Genomic DNA, 18,308 nt, shown 5'->3' on the forward strand with positions numbered 1-18,308 from the left:
ACGTACGGTAAGTATTTGAAAGGTTGAAGAATTCGCGACCATATCGGACGTGTATTGCATTTTCATGACCGATAAAACTGTACGAGAGCGCGCTCGGGCAGGAATAGCCGATAACTTTGGTTTGGCGGTCGACGCTGTCCAACCGGAGATGCATTTTGCGACCGGTTTTCAGGCTGCCCCACCGCCTGATTTCAAGCGCAACGAGTACGACAGATTGCCTGACGACATCCGGGACGTGGCGAATCGCGTGATAACGAGAAACTTGAGAGTGGTGCGCTTGTCGTTCACACGGTGTGCGACTACTGCGATCACATGGTTCGTTGTTACTCGGTCAAACCAAAGGACGTAGCGAGGCCTACCTGGACTTCCGTGACGCATGGCCAATAGGAGGCGCGGGGCCGGTGCTTCTGCGGCTACGGTACGCGTGTGTTGAAGGCGATGAGCCGCCTCGATCAAGACGTTCAGCGCGAGCAAGGTAATCTCGCGATTGATATGTGTGCATTCTCATTCAAGAATGCACATGGCGAAGATCTGGCGCTTCGTGCGTTTGTGCAGGTGATTATTCAATGTCACCGGAAACGCACCCGCCACACGCATCGCCGCACCGAGAATGGAGGCTCCTCAGCTCTTCAACGGCAACCATATCTCAAGCCCGCCCATCCCACTGACAGGATCAAACTTCTCGTCATACCGCTCAAAATTCGGCGCATCAGCAGGAATATGTCCCGATGCCGGCAGCCACTGATTCCAGGTCGTGTTCCAGGTACGCCGGATAGTCGAAATATGTTCGCGATGGCTAAACACCGCATACCGCTGCGGCGAAATCCGCAAGCGGCTCAACTCAGCAGGCAATGCTGAAAAGTCACTGACTTCGACACCGCACAGATAGTCAATGTTGCCAGCATCGTCAGCGTTATAGCAGACGCCATACGCCACATTGCCGATCTGCCCAGGCACTTTGCCGAAGTAGTCACCAAAGCGCTGCCACTGCGACGGAATTGCAGCGCAGGTTTCGCTGGTATAGCGCTCGCTCAAGCCCGCAACAAGAAACGCTTTGCCGTCTTCAAAGCGCGGCGGTTCGAGATGGGTAAGCAGGGTTTCGTCCATTTTAATTGGCTCCACGAGGGCGAGATTGTCGAGATGGCCACGCGCGCGCAGCGCGTCGGGCGTGAGCCCAAATTGCTCGCGAAACGCGCGCGTGAATGCCTCGTGAGAACCGTAGCCGGCGTCGATGGCGACCGCGAGGATGTCCGGTGCACCACTCGCTAGACGGCGTGCCGCCTCGCTCAAGCGCCGCCCGCGCACATAGCGCATCACCGAAAACCCCGTGGCCGCTTCGAAGGCGCGCGCCAGGTGAAAGCGCGACACGCATCCGCAGTTGGCGATGTCGTCGAGCGTCAACTCGTGGGCAAAGTGGCTTTCGATAAACCACAGCGCTTTTCCAACCGGGTTCATATGGGCTCTCATGTCAGCATGGAACCAGCTTAGCGAGCGCCGATCCGGGGCGTTTGATCGGGATTGCGGTTTTGGGGGGGCGGCGTTTAGTAGTTTTCGGTCGCGGCTTTGTTGCCCGTGGCGGGGGAGTGTCCATCCGCTGCCGTCACGTTGTGACCGTGAGCCCCTTCCTGCGCCCCAGCCGCAACCGCGTGCCCCGGCCGCAACAACAGCCCCCCAAGCACCCCCGCCACTGCCGCAAAGATCGCCCCAAACAAAAACGCGACGTGATACCCACTGTTCAGCGCCGCGACCGCATCACCAGACGCCTGCATCGCCTCACTCCGCGCCGCGGCAAGACTCGCCAGCACCGCAAGCCCAAGCGCGCCACCCATCATGAACGACGTATTGACGATACCCGACGCGAGCCCCGAATCACTCGGATCGACATCGCTCATGGCGGCGAGCAGCATCGGATTGAAGGCGATACCGGCGCCGAAGCCGAGCAGAATCATGCCGGGCATGACATCGAGCACAAAGCTGCCGCCCACCGGCGCGCGAGCGAACAAAGCAAGACCGCACGCCGCGACCAGCAGACCGACGGCCAGCGGAAGCCGCAGACCAAAGCGCATCACCACCCGCGCCGACAGCCCGAGCGAAAAGAACCCCATGATCAGATTGGCGGGCAGGAATGCAAGCCCGACCTGCAACGGTCGATAGCCAAGCACACGCTGCAAATACAGCGCAGAGATGAAGAACCAGGCAAACATCGCCGCCGCCCACAACACGCCGACCACATTCGCCGTCGCCACATTGCGCAAGCGGAACAGACCAAGCGGCATCAATGGATGCTGAACGCGCGCTTCGATCACAAGGAACACGACAAGCAGCGCCAACGCGGCAAACAGCAAACCGAGCGTCTGCGCCGAAGTCCAGCCAGCCTCATTGCCATTCACCACCGCATAGACCGCCAGCATCAGCGAAACAGTGACAGACACCGCGCCGGCCACATCGAGCCGCTCGCCGTGCGCATGCCCGCGCGCGGACGGCAACAGTGCGACACACAGCGCGTACACGGCAATACCGATCGGCAGATTGACGAGAAAGATCCAATGCCAGCTCAGCAGATTGGTCAGCAGCCCGCCGAGCAACACGCCGATGCTGCCGCCACCCGCGCACACGAAACCATACACGCCCATCGCTTTGGCACGCTCGCCGGGCTCTGTGAACAGATTCATGATGAGGGACAACGAAACCGCCGAGACGATGGCACCCGCCACGCCCTGAACGGCCCGCGCGCACACCAGCAACCCTTGCGAGTTCGAAATGCCGCAAGCAAGCGACGCCAGAGTAAACAACGTGATGCCGATAAGAAACAGCTTGCGATGCCCATACAGGTCGCCGAGCCGCCCGCCAAGCAGCAGGCAACCGCCGAAGGTGAGCATATACGCATTGACCACCCACACGAGCGATGTCTCGGTAAAACCGAGATCCGCCGCAATGGACGGCAGCGCAACGTTCACGATCGTCGTATCGAGCACGATCATGAGCACGCCGAGGCACAGCACGATCAGTGCGAGCCAGCGTTTGTTGCCGTGGATGGAATGGGTCATGCAGGCGGCTCCTTAGGCACGGTCTATCGGATGCCGGACGCGCCGCCGCTGAAACAGGCGCTGCGCCGAAAGAAACGCAACCGGCCGCAACACCGTCCAACCGGTTGTCAACTCGTTGACGACAATGGGATTTTTCAGTCTAGCACCCGCGGGTTTGGACCCACAACTACGATTTCCAGGGCCGCGCAAACCTCAATCGCCGCCGAGCAATTCGTACTTGCCGCCGCGCTCCAGCGCTCGCTGATAAGCCGGCCTCGCGTGAATACGCTTGAGGAAATCGACCACCGCCGGAATCTGGCCTTCCATGCCGCCGCGCGCCGTGGCGGCTTCGAGCGGGAAGCTCATCTGCACGTCAGCCGCCGTGAAATCGTCACCGACGAACCAGCCGGTCGCGCTCAGTTCCTTGTTGATGTAGCCGAGGTGCAGCTTCAACTGCGGATCGATGAAGCTCGACTGCAACGTGCCGGCAATCTTGCGCGCGATCGGCTTGGCGAAGAACGGCATCGGCGCGCTGGCAATGCGCAGCGCCACGAGCTTGAGCAGCAGCGGCGGCATCGCGGAACCTTCCGCGTAATGCAGCCAGTACGTGTAACGCAGCCGCTCCGGCGTGCCCGGCGCCGGCGCAAACCGTCCCTGCCCGTATTTGCCGATCAGATACTCGATGATCGCGCCCGACTCCGCGATAGTCTGGCCGTCATCGGTAATCACGGGCGACTTGCCGAGCGGATGCACCGCGCGCAACTCGGGCGGCGCGAGCATCGTGTTCGGATCGCGCTGGTAACGCTTGATCTCGTAAGGAACGCCGAGTTCTTCGAGGAGCCACAGCACACGTTGCGAGCGCGAGTTGTTCAGATGATGGACGGTCAGCATGGGTCGAGGGACGGTGGCCAATGGAGTGTCACATCATAAGGTTGTTGTGCAGAGGCGGGCCTCTAGTCGCACCTCACACGCGTGATTTGCCGCCCATCAATTGATTCGACGGCAGCGTTTCGTCGAGCAGCTTGCGCGCGCTTTCGATACCGGCCACAGGCAGCCCCTCTGGGTTCAGCAAGCCCACCTGCACCAGCACGGATGCCTGATCCCAATAGATGTGCTCGTTATAAAGCTTGTCGCCGCGGAAACACACGACCGCGAGCATCGGCACCTCGAAATACTTACCGGTCGGCGCGACGCCGGGCAGCAACCAGTCGATCTCGCAGCTATGCGTGCAGCTGAAAATGAATTCGTCGACGATGCGATCCGCGCCGATGGTGCGCGAAATCGGAATCAGCTTCGTATCGACAGGATTCGAGTTGACGAAGTGATGCGTATAGAAACGCTTGAGGTTGTCATGACCGACTCCGCCGGTCATGGTCGGAACGTGATTGACGTAGGGTTGCGCGACCATGGTCGGCATGACCGCATCCACGTCACGCGTGGCGAACTCGTGGTAGCAATGCGCTTCCCACAGCGCGTTGAGATCGTAGACCGGACCCAGCACCTTGCGCAGCAGCGCGAGCGTGCGCGAATACGCCATCATCGCGGCGGGTTTGTCGTATTGCGGACGCGACGGCGCGGCAAACGCATGATCGCAACCGGGGTACACGTGTTGCTCGATCTGCGGCCGCGTGCGCAACGCTGCGCTGATCCGTTCGCGGGTTTCCGGCGGACAATGCGAGTCGTTTTCGGGGAAGTGGAACACCATCGGGCAGCGAATCGCGGGCACTTCGTCCAGATACGCTTCGAGGCCCACGCCGTAGTAGCTGACTGCGCAATCGACATCGGTTCGCGCGCCGCTCAGGAATGCGAGCTTGCCGCCGAGGCAGTAACCCACTGTGCCCACCTTGCCGGCCTGTTCGGGCATGGCGCGCAATGCGGCGACGGTGGCCGCGATATCGTCGATCGCGAGGTCCGTGTCGAACTGGCCGAGATAGGCGAGCGCCTGCTTCATGTCGGCTTCGCCATATCCGAGCACGATGCCCGGTTTGATCCGCCAGAACAGATCCGGCACCAGCACCACATAACCTTCCTCAGCGAAGCGGTCCGCCATCGCCTTCATGGTGTCGTTGATGCCGAAAATTTCCTGCAGGAGCACGAGTCCCGGCCCCGACCCTTGCGCGGGGCGCGCGACGTACGCATTGAAACGGCCGCCATCCTGGGCGACGACTTCGATGAAAGAGGCGGCCATGCGGTGTGTCTCCTGTGTCGATCGTTGATCGACAAATGTGGGCTAGGCCATCGTACGCAACTCGAAGCGTTTGAGCTTGCCGGTTTCGGTGCGCGGCAGTGAATCGACGAAAACGATGACGCGTGGATATTTGTACGGCGCCACGCTATTTTTCACGAAATCCTGCAGTTGCGCGACCAATTTGTCATCGCGCTCGTAACCGGGATTGACCACGACGAACGCTTTGACGATCTGTCCGCGGGTTTCGTCCGGCACACCTATCACGCCGCATTCGGACACCGCGTCGTGTTGCAGCAGGACGCTCTCCACTTCGGGGCCGGAAATGTTGTAGCCGGCGGAGACGATCATGTCGTCGGCGCGTGCCTGGTAGAACACGTAGCCGTCTTCGTCGAGATAGACGGAATCGCCGGGCAGGTTCCAGCCGTCGCGCACGAATTTCTTCTGCCGCTCGTCGGCGAGATAGCGGCAACCGGTCGGGCCGCGCACCGCGAGTTTGCCGATCGTGCCGGGCGCGACCGGTCGCATGTCGTCATCCACGGCCTGCACGACGTAACCCGGCACCGCGCGGCCGATCGCGTTCGGGCGAATCTCGTCGCCTTGCGCCGAAATGAAAATGTGGATCAACTCAGTGCCGCCAATGCCGTCGATCATGTCGATGCCTGTCGCGTCGCGCCACAGACGCCGTGTCGAATCCGGCAACGCTTCACCCGCCGATACGGTTTTCTTCAGCGAAGAGACGTCGTGGTGCGCAACTAGCGGCGCCATTTGCCGATAGAAAGTCGGCGCGGTGAACATGACGGTCGCGTGAAAACGCTCGACGGTCTGCAGCAACGTCTCGGGCGTGAGCTTCTCGATCAACACCGTGGAGGCGCCAAATCGCAACGGAAAACACAGCAGGCCGCCGAGCCCGAACGTGAACGCGAGCGGCGGCGTGCCGCAAAAAATATCGCTCGATGTGGGCTTGAGCACGTGGCGCGGGAACAGATCACACATGGCCACGACATCGCGATGAAAGTGCATGCAGCCTTTCGGCGCGCCGGTCGTGCCGCTGGTGAAGGCGATCAGGCAAACGTCGTCGGCGGCGGTGTCGCACGCGGTGAAGTGGTCGGGCTTGTTGATCGCGAGCGTATCGAGCGAATCGGCGGCGTCGTCGTGGAAGAGTCGCGTTTGCTTCAGACCCGCGCAATAGAACTCGTCTTCTGGATCGGTGCAGCGTGCCAGTTCGGCGGTCAGGCGAGCGTCGCACAACGCCGCGCCCACCTGCGCTTTTTCGATGATCTGCTTCAGTTCCTTGGCTCGCAGTAGCGGCATGGTCGGCACCACGACGAGTCCGACTTTCAGCGCCGCGAGCGCGGTCACGGCCATGTGCAGCGTGTTCGGACCGCGTAGTAAAACGCGGTTGCCGGGCTGCAGTCCCATTTCGTCGACCAGCACGTGCGCGCTGCGATTCACGAGCGCCAGCAGTTCACCGTAAGTGGTGGCGCGTGGTGTGCCGTCGACATCGGACCAGATCGCGGGATGATCGCGGTGGCCTGCATCGATGGTTCTATCGAGCAACTCCGTCGCGCAGTTCAAGCGCGCCGGGTACGCGACGTCAGGGTTGTCGAGCAGAAAGACGGGCCATTGATCCTGCGGCGGAAGATTGTCGCGCGCGAAGGTATCGACGTGTGCTGACGGTTCCATCATGGTCTCCCGGGCGTTGAGCCGGCTAAATGCGCTTCGGTTGGCTTGGTGGGTTCTTTTCGTGTGCTTCGTTGCTCTGTTACTGAGGGACCACGGCGGTCGCCTCGATTTCGACTTTCGCTTCGTCTTCAATCAGCGCGACGACCTGCACCGCGCTCATCGCGATGTCGTAGTCGCCGATCAGCTCGCGAAACGCGCGGCCGATGTCTTTCAACGAAGCGAGGTACTCGCGTTTGTCGGTGACGTACCACGTCAAGCGCACCAGGTGCTCGGGCTTGCCGCCCGCTTCGTGCAATACGGCGAGCACATTCTTGAGCGCCTGGATGGCTTGCGCGGCGAAGTCGGTCGTCTGGAAACGCGCCTGTTCGTCCCAGCCGATCTGGCCGGCAATGAACACCTGCGTACCGTTTGCCGCGACGCCGTTCGCGTAGCCACGCGGCTTGACCCAGCCGGCGGGAAGAAGAGCTTTTTTCATGAGCGATGCGCCTCAATGGAGTCGGGCTTTGGAGCGAACGCCGCGAGCGCGCTCGCGATGTCGGCGGGAATGTCGATGGATGTGCCGCGTTCGAGCGACGTCGTGACGAGCACCTGTTTCGCGCGGAAACGGGTTTCGCCGTTGCAATGGCCGACGATCTCGATGCTGATCGAGCGCCGCCCGATCGCCGCAACATTAAGTGTCAGCGTGATCGTTTCGCCCATCTGGCTCGGCCGCGAAAACTCGCAGTCGAGTTTGACGATCGGCAAGCCGAGGCGGCGTTGCGAGATCATGTGCGCGTAATCGATATGCAGGCCTTCGTTGAACCAGTCTTCGACCAGCGCGTTGGTCATCACCAGATATTGCGGAAAGAACACGATGCCCGCCGGATCGCAGTGCGAGAAGCGGATGCGTACGGGCCGTTCGAAAGACGCGCTCATTTGAGGTTCGCTCCGGCAGTCGCGGCAGCATGCGCTTTCAACAGATCGCGTCCAACAATCAATTGCTGCACTTCGGTCGCGCCTTCGTAAATGCGCAGCGCGCGAATCTCGCGATACAACATCTCGACGGCCGTACCGCTTTGCACGCCCATGCCGCCGTAGAGTTGCACCGCGGCGTCGATCACCTGTTGCGCGCCTTCGCTTGCGTGCCACTTCGCCATTGCGGCTTCACGCGTGACGCTTTCGCCTTGATCGCGCAGCCACGCGGCGCGATAGACCAGCAACGCGCTACTGTCGATGGTCAAGGCCATCTGCGCGAGTTTGGCCTGCGTCAGTTGAAAATCGCCGAGCGTCTGCCCGAACATCTTGCGCGACGCGGCACGTGTGAGCCCTTCGGCCATTGCATGACGCGCGAACCCGAGCGACGCGGCCGCCACGGAAGTCCGGAAAATATCCAGCGTCCGCATGGCGAGCTTGAACCCTTCACCGGGCGCGCCGAGCATCTGGCTGCGCGGCACGCGAGCGCCGGCAAAGTGCAGGCGCGCGAGCGGATGCGGCGCGATCACGTCGATGCGTTCGGCGATCTCCAGGCCCGGCGTTTCCGCATCGACAATAAATGCGCTAATGCCGCGCGCACCCGGCGCTTCGCCGGTTCTCGCGAACACCACGTAGAAATCGGCGATGCCGCCATTGGAGATCCACGTCTTGTCGCCGTCGAGCACGTAGGTGTCGCCGTCTTCGCGGGCGGACAGCGCCATGGCGGCGACATCGGAGCCCGCCTCAGGCTCGGACAGCGCGAACGCTGCGATGACCGTGCCGTTGGCGACGCGCGGCAGGTAACGTGTCTTCTGTTCGTGCGTGCCGCCGAGCGAGATGGCGCCCGAACCAAGCCCCTGCATCGCCAAAGCGAAGTCCGCGAGTCCCGAGTGTTTGGCCAGCGTTTCGCGCAGCAGGCAAACGGCGCGCGTATCGATCGTATCGCCGTGGCCGCCGTACGCAACGCCGCCCACGCCGTACTTCAGCCAGCCCGCGGCGCCGAGTTCACGCACCAGATGACGGCAGGTCGCATCCACGTCCTTGTGGTCTTCGTGCGAGAGGTTCTCGCGGCACCATGCTTCGATGCCCGCGGCCAGTTCGCGATGACGCGGCTCGAAGAACGGCCACGCCAGCGCGCTATGCAGATCCAGTTCGGTGTTGGCGCTCAACTCAGTCTCCTTCGAACACCGGACGCGACTTCGCGGCAAACGCACTGTAGGCGCGCTCGAAATCGCGTGTGCTCATGCAGATCGCCTGGGCTTGCGCCTCGGACTCGATCGCTTCGTCGATGCTCATGCTCCATTCCTGATGCAGCATCTTCTTCGTGATGCCGTGCGCGAAAGTCGGACCGGCGACGAGGTCGGCGGCGAGCTTGTGCGCTTCTTCAAGGAGCGCTGCGGGTTCGCACAGGCGGTTGTAGAAGCCCCACGCGTGGCCTTCGTCGCCGCTTGCCGAGCGTCCGGTGAAGAGCAATTCGGCGGCGCGGCCCTGGCCGATGATGCGCGGCAGAATCGCGCAAGCGCCCATATCGCAGCCCGCGAGACCGACGCGTGAGAATAGGAAAGCGAGCTTGCTGCGCGCGGTGCCGAGCCGCATGTCGGACGACATCGCGAGAATCGCACCGGCGCCGGCGCAGACGCCGTCGACGGCCGCAATCACCGGTTGTGGGCAATGGCGCATGGCTTTGACCAGATCGCCGGTCATGCGCGTGAAGAGCAGCAGTTCCGGCATCGGCAGATCAATCAGCGGCGCTATGATGTCGTGCACGTCGCCGCCGGAACAGAAGTTGTCGCCGGCGCCGTGAATCACCACTGCCTTGACGTCGGTCGCATAGGTCAATTGCCGGAACAGATCGCGCAACTCGGCATACGACTCGAAAGTCAGCGGATTCTTGCGCTCCGGGCGGTTCAGCGTGATCGTCGCAACCTTGTCGGCGACCGACCAGCCGAAGTGCCGCGCTTCGTAGCCGGCTAGCGTGAGGCGATTGCCGGCCAGCAGGGCATCGGCGTGGGATCGTGTCATGAATGTCTCCTATGTCCGCTCGTTTCGATGCCGATCAGTCTTTCAGACTGTCGAGCAGATGTTGCTTGAGTTTGCCGAGGCGTTGATGGGTGCGCGATTTTTCATCGAGGCTCAAACCGCCGAACAGTTCGACTACCCATTGCTCGTGCGCAACCGCCATCTTGTCGAACGCCTTGCGACCCGCCGGTGTCAGACACACGCTGATCGAGCGGCGGTCGTTCGGATCGTTGTCGCGCGAGACCAGTCCTTCTTTTTCGAGCTGATCCGTAATGCCGGTGATGTTGCCGCCCGTCACCATCAAACGGCGCGACAGTTCGGTCATTTTCAGGCCTTCGGGATGTCGCTCCAATTGGGCCATCAGATCGAAACGCGGCAACGTGGTGTCGAATTCGTTGCGCAGACGCTTGCGCAATTCGGCTTGCACGAGGTTGGTCGTGGTCAGCATGCGCAGCCATAGCCGCAAGCCCATGTGACTATCCGCGCCGGTGCTCATTTCGAGGTCCACGACGTTCTCCGCGGGTTTGGGGACGCCTTTGCGCGGCGGTTTCGTTTCAGCCGCCGCAGCGGGCTTCTTGATGTTCGATGACTTGGTCACATCACTTCTCCACCAGAGATGGAAATGGATTGCCCCGTGATGGCGTCCGAGCCGGGTTGGCAGAGCCAGAGCACCGCATTGGCGACCTGTTCCGGACTCACGAAGCGATGTTGCGGATTCGAGCGAAGCAGGGTCTCGCGCGCTTGTTGTTCGGTGCGCGAGGTCTTGCTGGTGATCTGTTCAAGCGATGCGTGCAGCAGTTCCGTTTCCGTATAGCCTGGACACACGGCGTTCACGGTGATGCCTTTCGTCGCGACTTCCAACGCGAGCGAACGCGTGAGACCGATCACGCCATGTTTCGCGGCGCAATAGGCAGCGACGTACGCGTAGCCGATCTGTCCCGCCGTGCTGGCCACGTTGATGATGCGTCCATGACAGCGTTCGAGCATGCCGGGCAATACCGCGCGTGTGCCGAGAAAGACGCCGGTGAGGTTCACGTCCAGCATGCGCTGCCAGAGCGCCGTGTCGGTGTGTGCGAACGGCGCGGCTTGCGCCTGACCCGCGTTGTTGACGAGGATGTCGACTGCGCCGGCCTCACGGAACGCGTTCGCGACGGAGTCTTCCTGCGTGACGTCGACGCTGATGCACGCCACGTCGCCCAGCGCGCGGCACTTTTCGCGCTGCATGTCGAGACGTTCCGCATTGCGGCCCATCAAGGTCACGCGCGCGCCGGCGCGCAGCAAGCTTTCCGCGACTGCCGCGCCGATGCCGCTGCCGCCACCGGTGACGACCGCGTGCTGTCCCGCGAGGGTGGAATTGAGCGTGTTCACACGGTTCCTTCAGCGCGTTGCGCGCGTTCTTGCGGCGACAGACCGGCGTTCGCGGCGGCTTGAGCGCGCTCGCGTTCAAGGTTGCGTTCCAGTTGGGACTTCGCCGCCGTGTAGGGCTTCGGCCACATCACATCGAAATAGCCGATCTTGGCCGCTTCGTTCAACGTCCACGAAGGATTCGCCAGATGCGGGCGAGCAATCGCGCACAGATCCGCACGGCCTGCCGCGATGATGCTGTTCACGTGATCCGCTTCGGAGATCGCGCCGACCGCGATGGTCGCGATGCCGGCTTCGTTGCGCACGCGGTCGGCGAATGGCGTCTGGAACATGCGGCCGAATACCGGTTTTTCTTCTTTGCTGACCTGGCCCGACGATACATCGATCATGTCGGCGCCGGCGGCCTTGAAGGCTTGAGCGATCTTCACTGCGTCGTCGGGCGTTGTGCCGCCTTCGACCCAATCGTTTGCGGAAATGCGCACGGAAATTGGCTTGTCTTGCGGCCAGACCGCGCGGATCGCCTTGAAAACCTGCAATGGGTAGCGCAGACGATTTTCCAGCGAGCCGCCGTATTCGTCGGTGCGATGATTGGTCAGTGGCGACAGAAAGCTCGACAGGAAATAGCCGTGCGCGCAATGCAATTCGAGCCAGTCGAAACCCGCTTCCACCGACATTTGCGTGGCGCGGACGAACTGCGCTTCGATTTCACGCAACTCGTCTTGCGTGGCTTCGCGCGAATGCTGGCTGACGCCACGCAGATATTGCTGCGGCGATGCCGAGATGAGCGGCCAGTTGCCTTCCGTGAGTGGCTGATCGATGCCTTCCCACGAGACACGTGTCGAGCCTTTCGCGCCGGAATGGCCGAGCTGAATGCCGATCTTCGCATCCGACTGACGATGCACGAGATCGACGATGCGCTTCCACGCGGTGAGATGCTCGGGCGCGTACATGCCCGGACACGCGGGCGTAATGCGCGCTTCGGGCGAGACGCAGGTCATTTCCGTCATGACGAGCCCTGCGCCGCCCATCGCGCGGGCGCCGAGATGCATCAGGTGATAGTCGCCCGCAATGCCGTCGACGGCCGAGTATTGCGCCATGGGCGACACCACCACGCGGTTTTTCAGCGTGACGCCGCGCAGCGTGAAGGGCGTGAACATCGGCGGGACGGAGTGCTTCTCCGGCGCGCGATTCACGCCGGAGCGCTGGGCGAGCCAGTCTTCGAAGACGGACAGGTACTGCGCATCACGTTCACGCAAATTTTCGTGAGAAATACGCTGCGAGCGCGTGAGCAGCGAATAAGCGAACTGTTCCGGCTCGAACGACGTGTAGCGGTCGACATGCTCGAACCATTCCGTCGAATTGCGCGCCGCGTTTTGAATGCGCAATACGTCGATGCTGCGCACGTCGGTGTAATGCTTCAGCGCGGCGGCGAGGTCACCCGGATGCGCGCCCATGCTGTTGGCGAGTTCGATCGAATCTTCGAGCGCGAGCTTGGTGCCCGAGCCGATCGAGAAGTGAGCGGTATGCGCGGCGTCGCCCATGAGGACGACCGGCGTTTGCGTGCCGTCCGCGTTGCTGCGCCAATGCACCCATTCCTCGTTGACGACGCGCGGGAAGCGAATCCATTGCGACGAGCCACGCAAATGCGCCGCGTTCGACAACAAGGGGTTGCCGTCCAGATACTTCGCGAACAGCTTTTCGCAGAAGGCAATGCTGTCTTCCTTGCTCATTTCGTCGAGGCCGGCGGCGCGCCACACGCGCTCCGGCGTTTCGACAATGAACGTGGAGGTCTGATCGTCGAAACGATAGGCGTGCGCCTGGAACCAGCCGAACTCGGTTTCTTCGAAAGCGAAGGTGAAGGCGTCGAAGAGTTTTTTGGTGCCGAGCCAGACGAAGCGGCAATCGCGCATGTCGACGGAGGGGCGATAGGTGGCCGCGTACTTTTGACGGACCGCGCTGTTGGCGCCGTCGCAAGCGATGATCAGGTCGGCCTCGTAGACGCTGTCGTCCGTGACCTGGGTTTCGAAAACCAGCTTGACGCCGAGTTCCTCGCAGCGCGCTTGCAGGATATTCAGCAGACGCTTACGGCCGATGCCGCAGAAGCCGTGACCCGATGAACGGATTTGCCGGCCGCGGAAATTGATCTCGATGTCGTCCCAGTGATTGAAGGCGTCGAGGATCGCGTCGGCGCTGGGGGCGTCGGCGGCGCGCAGATTGCCGAGTGTCTGGTCGGAGAAGACGACGCCCCAGCCGAAGGTGTCGTACGGGCGGTTGCGCTCGACCACCGTGACATCGTAGGCCGGGTTCCGGCTCTTCATCAAGAGGCCGAAGTACAGACCGGCCGGGCCGCCACCAATGCAAACGATGCGCATGCTTGTTCCCCATATGTGAACGCTGCTGATGGAGATAATTTAGGCGTAGATAGTTTAGATGTCAAGTAAATGTGCGGGCGAAAACACCGAGCCACAAAGCGGCGCGGCGCTGGCCTGACGGCCAGCCGGACTAGACGGTCGGGTGGATTACAGCAGCTGTGAAAATAAAGTATGTGGCGAACCTGCATTTTCGACACTGAGGCGGGGGTACACAAACCCTGCCCGAGAACGTGGCCCGCTCGCGAATTGAAGCTTGCATCAGCTTGGCCCCAGGCGGCCTCGATGCATCAGACGAGCGCTTTGCTGGCAGCGGCCGTGCGGCCGCGCAGCCAGTTAATGCTCGCGAAGAGCAGCACGGCGAACACGATCAGCATCGTCGCCACGGCGAGGATCGACGGGTCGATCGAGTCGCGAATACCGCTCCACATCTGCCGCGGCACGGTGGTTTGATCCGGGCCGCCGATAAACAGAATGACGATGACCTCGTCGAACGAGGTCGCGAAAGCGAAGACGCTGCCGGTCGCGACCGCCGGCGTGATGAGCGGCAAGGTCACGCGCCTGAATGTGACCCACGGCGTCGCGCCGAGCCCCGAAGCGGCGCGCAACAGACTCTGATCGAACGAAAGCAGTGACGCGGTCACGGTGATCACGACGAATGGCGTGCCGAGCGCCGCATGCGCCAGGACCACGCCGGGATACGAGTTCACCAGGCCGAGCGGTGCGAAGATCAGATAGAAGCCTGCGGCGACGACGACGATCGGTACGATCATCGGCGAGATGATGATCGGCATGATCAGCGAGCGCAGCGGAAACTGCGTGCGCGAAATGCCCAGCGCGGCGAGCGTGCCGAGACATGTGGCGATCAGCGTCGATGCCGCGCCGATGCCGATGCTGTTCAGGAGCGATCGTTGCCAGCCCGCGCTCGTGAGCGCCTGCTCATACCAGCGCAGCGAAAAGCCCTGCAACGGGTAGGAGAAATACGAGCCCGAATTGAACGAGAGCGGGATGATCGCGAGAATCGGCGCAATCAGGAAAAACAGCACAAGCGCTGTATGCAGCCGCACCCAGCGCGCGGCGATGCGTTCCGTCAGCACCTTGTTGCGTTGATCTTGCATGTCGTTCCCTCGTCGTGTCCGCATGTTTCAACCGAGTTTCAACCGAAGCGCAAGCGGTCGATACCGACGATGCGGTTGAACAGGAAATAGAAGATCGCCGTGAAGATCACGAGATAGGCCGAGAGCGCACCGGCAAGGCCCCAGTTGAGTTGCGTGTTGGTCTGTATCGCGATGAGCTGGCTGATCATCTCGTCGCCTGCGCCGCCTAGCAGCGCGGGCGTGATGTAGTAGCCGAGCGCGAGCACGAACACGAGGAAGCAGCCTGCTCCCACGCCCGGCAGCGTCTGCGGCATGTAGATCCGCACGAACGCGGTGAACGGGTGCGCACCAAGCGATTGCGCGGCCCGCACATACACGGGCGATACGCTCTTCATCACCGAATAGATCGCGAGAATCATGTAGGGCAAGAGCACATGCGTCATGCCGATGAGCACGCCCGCGCGGTTGAAGATGAGCGGCAGCGGATGCGTGGTGAGCCCGAGCCCCATCAGCAGGCTGTTGATGACGCCGCCCGGTTGCAGCAAAACGTACCACGCGGTCGTGCGCACGAGCACCGAGGTCCAGAACGGCACGATCACAAAGAGCATCAGGCGGTTGCTGCTTTTTGCGGGCAGGTTCGCGAGCAGCCATGCGACCGGATAGCCGAACACAAGGCACAGCAGCGTGACCGTGGCGCTAATCGAGATCGTGCGCACGAACGCCTGCCGATAGACGGAAGCGTTGTCCGGCACGAACGCCACTGAGCCTTGCGGTGTCACTTGCGCATCGACGGCCGCGAGCAGATAGTCCGGCGTCGGCGACGTGGCGGCGCGCTTCAGCAAGCGCCAGATCTCCGGCGAATTCCAGCGTGCGTCAAGTTCAATGAGCGCCGGTTTCCACACGGGCGGCGCATCGGCGGGCAACTGGCGCGCGGTGCGCATCAACAGGCTACGGAACTCGGCCTGATCGAAGTTCAGCCGCCGCGCGACCGTGCCGAGCTGCCCGTTTTGCTGCGCCTCCTTGAGCCCCGCAGCGAGCAGGGCGAACATGCGCTCGTCGGGCACGCCGCGCCCGTCCCATGCAACGAGCGCGCGCGTGAGCGCGGGCATGCTGTCGGGCACTTCGTGATTCTGCACGCTGCGCGCGAGCAGGAGCGCGATCGGCGCGATGAACGTCGAAAGCAGAAACACGATCAGCGGCAGCGCGAGCAAAAGCGCCTGCACCGATGCACGGCGGCGCGCCTTTTGAAACGACGCGCGGCCGTCGGCTCTCGTCGGAGAGCCCGGGGCCGTGGCTCGGGCCGAAGCGGGCATGTGGGTAGTCAAGTTGGGCTCTCGTCGGACGGTGGTGTTACTGCGTCAGCCACACCTGGAAGCGCTTATTGATCTGGTCCGCGTTGTCCGCCCAGAAGTTCGCGTTGATCTGCAAGGCGCGCTTGAAGTTCTCGGGTGCGGTCGGCAGATCGGCGAGGCGTTGCTTGTCGACCAGCGCGATCGCGTCCTTGCGCGGCGGTGCGTACGCGATGTACTTCGACAAATCCGCATACGCCTTCGGCTGCGAAGCGGAGACGATGAATTTCGCGGCGGCGTCGGCGTGCTTCGCGCCCGTCGGAACGGCCCACCAGTCGAAGTCGTAAACTTGCGCGTCCCAGACGGTCTTGAACGGCTTGTTGTCCTTCTTCGCGGCGTCGGAAATACGGCCGTTGTAGGCCTGCGTCATCACGACCGCGCCGTCCGCGAGCAGCTGCGGCGCCTGCGCGCCCGACTCCCACCACACGATGTTCGGCTTGATCGTGTCGAGCTTCTTGAACGCGCGATCCACACCGGCGGGCGTAGCGAGCACTTTGTAGACATCTTTCGGATCGACGCCGTCCGCAATCAACGCCCATTCCATCGTGACCTTCGGCGACTTGCGCAGGCCACGCTTGCCGGGGAATTTCTGCAGATCGAAGAAGTCGTTGACGGTGGTCGGAGCGGTCTTCAGCTTGCTCGTGTCGTATGCGTAGACCGTGGACCAGACCATGCTCGCAACCGCGCAATCGCTGATCGTGCCGGGGATGAAGTCACTCGTCTTGCCGAGCGTCTTCTTGTCGAACTTCTGCAGCAGGCCTTCGTCGCAGGCCGTGATCGCATCGTTCGTTTCGAGGTCGATCAGGTCCCACGTGGTGTTCTTCGCTTGCTCCATCGCGGAGAGCTTCGCGAGACCGCCGTCATACGATTCGGTCGAGAAGCCGATGCCAGTCGCCTGGGTGAACGGCTCGAAATAAGCCTTCTTGGCCGCCGCTTCGTATGCACCGCCGAAGGTCACGACGGAGAGCGTCTCCGCTGCCTGGGTGGTCATGGTGGCGAAGGCGAGTACTGCGAGTGCGACGCTTTGTGTTTTGATGAGAGTGCGCATTTTAGTTGGCTCCTGCAGGTGCGGTCGTGATGATGGAAGGTGAGAGCGGGGTGGATGCCTGGATCACGGGCGCGCTGCGCGGCGCGCTCATCGCGAGAATCTTGCAGTCGTCGTGGCGCCATGCGATCTCGATCGCGCTGCCGGGCGAAGGCAGCGCATGGCGTTGCGTATTGGGCACTTTCACGACGAAGGAATCGCGCGACCCGAGCGCAAGGTGCACGCGATGATGATCGCCGCAATACACCAGTTCCTCGACGTGTGCGCGCACCACGTTGCTGTGTTCGTCGACCTGCGCGCCTGCGGCGCTCGGGATATGCGCGCGTTCGGGGCGCAGCGCCAGCATCGCTTCGTCGCCCGCATGCAGGCCGGGTTCGCAACGGCCACGAATGACGCTGCCGTCTGAGAGCGCGAGCGTCGCCCACTCTTCGCCGGCAGTGACGACGCGCCCGGTCAGCCCGTTGTTCTCGCCGACGAAGTTCGCGACGAAGGCGTTCTGCGCATTCTCGTAGAGTTCGCTGGGCGTGGCGGCTTGCTGAATACGGCCATCGGAGAACACGGCGACGCGGTCCGACATCGTCAGCGCTTCGGCCTGATCGTGCGTCACGTAGACGATCGTGAGCGACAGCTCGCGATGCAGGCGCATGATTTCGTATTGCATGGTTTCGCGCAGGCGCTTGTCGAGCGCGCCGAGCGGCTCGTCCATCAGCACGACGCTCGGCTCGAACACGAGCGCGCGCGCGAGCGCCACGCGCTGCTGCTGTCCGCCGGAGAGCTGCGCGGGACGCCGGTTCGCCAGATGCGGCAGCTCGATCATCTCGAGCGCGCGCTTCACGCGCGTTTTCTGCTCGGCGCGGCTCACGCGACGCACGGAGAGTGGAAATGCGACGTTCTCCGCAATCGTCAGATGCGGAAAGAGCGCGTAGTTCTGAAACACCATGCCGATGTCACGCTGATGCGGCGGCTTGTCGTCGAGCCGCCGTCCGTCAAGACGTATCTCGCCGCGCGTGGGCGATTCGAATCCCGCCAGCATCATGAGGGTCGTCGTCTTGCCCGAACCGGACGGACCCAGCAGCGACAGGAATTCTCCCTTGCGCACGTCGAGGTTCAAGTCATCGACGACGTATTGAGCGCCGTCGTACGATTTGCTCACGCCCGAGAACGAAATGAAGGAAGGGTTTGACATCGTGATCGCGTCCTGTCGATGATGCGTCGT

At 62.3% G+C, this 18,308-nt stretch carries 16 protein-coding genes; all 16 read right to left on the reverse strand.

The genetic code is table 11. The features are described 5' to 3' along the window. Positions 1 to 621: 621 nt before the first annotated feature. The 16 genes from P0D96_RS39630 to P0D96_RS39705 all read right to left on the reverse strand — a co-directional run bounded on the left by P0D96_RS39630 (position 622) and on the right by P0D96_RS39705 (position 18,278). A complete protein-coding gene (locus P0D96_RS39630) occupies positions 622 to 1,455 on the reverse strand; it encodes an AraC family transcriptional regulator (protein WP_408319241.1) in 834 nt (277 codons plus the stop codon). Between the two features lie 86 nt (positions 1,456 to 1,541). Continuing rightward, complete coding sequence (locus tag P0D96_RS39635; RefSeq protein WP_408286257.1) at positions 1,542 to 3,047, reverse strand: DHA2 family efflux MFS transporter permease subunit; 1,506 nt, start codon at positions 3,045 to 3,047, stop codon at positions 1,542 to 1,544. A 192-nt stretch (positions 3,048 to 3,239) separates the two neighbouring features. Continuing rightward, positions 3,240 to 3,917, reverse strand: a complete 678-nt coding sequence (locus P0D96_RS39640) for a glutathione S-transferase (protein WP_408286259.1) — start codon at positions 3,915 to 3,917, stop codon at positions 3,240 to 3,242. A 73-nt stretch (positions 3,918 to 3,990) separates the two neighbouring features. Further along, the gene (locus tag P0D96_RS39645) at positions 3,991 to 5,214 is read right to left on the reverse strand and encodes a dienelactone hydrolase family protein (RefSeq protein WP_408319243.1); all 1,224 of its coding nucleotides are present in this window, start codon (positions 5,212 to 5,214) and stop codon (positions 3,991 to 3,993) included. A gap of 42 nt (positions 5,215 to 5,256) precedes the next feature. Then, positions 5,257 to 6,897, reverse strand: a complete 1,641-nt coding sequence (locus tag P0D96_RS39650) for an AMP-binding protein (protein ID WP_408319279.1) — start codon at positions 6,895 to 6,897, stop codon at positions 5,257 to 5,259. Between the two features lie 79 nt (positions 6,898 to 6,976). Continuing rightward, entirely contained in the window at positions 6,977 to 7,372 is a 396-nt protein-coding gene (locus P0D96_RS39655; RefSeq protein WP_132379118.1) for a RidA family protein, read from the reverse strand. Next, complete coding sequence (locus P0D96_RS39660) at positions 7,369 to 7,812, reverse strand: acyl-CoA thioesterase (RefSeq protein WP_408177396.1); 444 nt, start codon at positions 7,810 to 7,812, stop codon at positions 7,369 to 7,371. The genes P0D96_RS39655 and P0D96_RS39660 overlap by 4 nt, the downstream gene beginning before the upstream one ends. Then, positions 7,809 to 9,017, reverse strand: coding sequence for an acyl-CoA dehydrogenase family protein (locus P0D96_RS39665; RefSeq protein WP_408319245.1), 1,209 nt, complete (start codon positions 9,015 to 9,017; stop codon positions 7,809 to 7,811). Before P0D96_RS39665 ends, P0D96_RS39660 begins: the two co-directional genes overlap by 4 nt. 1 nt (position 9,018) lies before the next feature. After that, positions 9,019 to 9,870, reverse strand: a complete 852-nt coding sequence (locus P0D96_RS39670) for an enoyl-CoA hydratase family protein (RefSeq protein WP_408286266.1) — start codon at positions 9,868 to 9,870, stop codon at positions 9,019 to 9,021. A gap of 34 nt (positions 9,871 to 9,904) precedes the next feature. Next, positions 9,905 to 10,465, reverse strand: a complete 561-nt coding sequence (locus P0D96_RS39675; protein ID WP_132379110.1) for a MarR family winged helix-turn-helix transcriptional regulator — start codon at positions 10,463 to 10,465, stop codon at positions 9,905 to 9,907. Then, the gene (locus P0D96_RS39680) at positions 10,462 to 11,235 is read right to left on the reverse strand and encodes an SDR family NAD(P)-dependent oxidoreductase (RefSeq protein WP_408286268.1); all 774 of its coding nucleotides are present in this window, start codon (positions 11,233 to 11,235) and stop codon (positions 10,462 to 10,464) included. Before P0D96_RS39680 ends, P0D96_RS39675 begins: the two co-directional genes overlap by 4 nt. Continuing rightward, on the reverse strand, positions 11,232 to 13,604 hold the full coding sequence (locus P0D96_RS39685) for a bifunctional salicylyl-CoA 5-hydroxylase/oxidoreductase (RefSeq protein WP_408319247.1): 2,373 nt from the start codon (positions 13,602 to 13,604) through the stop codon (positions 11,232 to 11,234). Before P0D96_RS39685 ends, P0D96_RS39680 begins: the two co-directional genes overlap by 4 nt. Positions 13,605 to 13,891: 287 nt before the next feature. Continuing rightward, positions 13,892 to 14,719 carry an ABC transporter permease gene (locus P0D96_RS39690; protein WP_132379104.1) on the reverse strand — a complete coding sequence of 276 codons (828 nt, stop codon included), beginning with the start codon at positions 14,717 to 14,719 and terminating at the stop codon, positions 13,892 to 13,894. A gap of 38 nt (positions 14,720 to 14,757) precedes the next feature. After that, positions 14,758 to 16,011 (reverse strand): ABC transporter permease, encoded by a 1,254-nt coding sequence (locus tag P0D96_RS39695; protein ID WP_132379510.1) that lies wholly within the window; start codon positions 16,009 to 16,011, stop codon positions 14,758 to 14,760. A 37-nt stretch (positions 16,012 to 16,048) separates the two neighbouring features. Next, positions 16,049 to 17,095, reverse strand: coding sequence for an ABC transporter substrate-binding protein (locus tag P0D96_RS39700; protein ID WP_408286273.1), 1,047 nt, complete (start codon positions 17,093 to 17,095; stop codon positions 16,049 to 16,051). Position 17,096: 1 nt separating this feature from the next. Continuing rightward, positions 17,097 to 18,278, reverse strand: a complete 1,182-nt coding sequence (locus tag P0D96_RS39705) for an ABC transporter ATP-binding protein (protein ID WP_408177390.1) — start codon at positions 18,276 to 18,278, stop codon at positions 17,097 to 17,099. Positions 18,279 to 18,308: the final 30 nt, after the last annotated feature.

It is taken from the genome of Paraburkholderia sp. RL17-347-BIC-D (assembly GCF_046027915.1).
GTDB lineage: Bacteria > Pseudomonadota > Gammaproteobacteria > Burkholderiales > Burkholderiaceae > Paraburkholderia.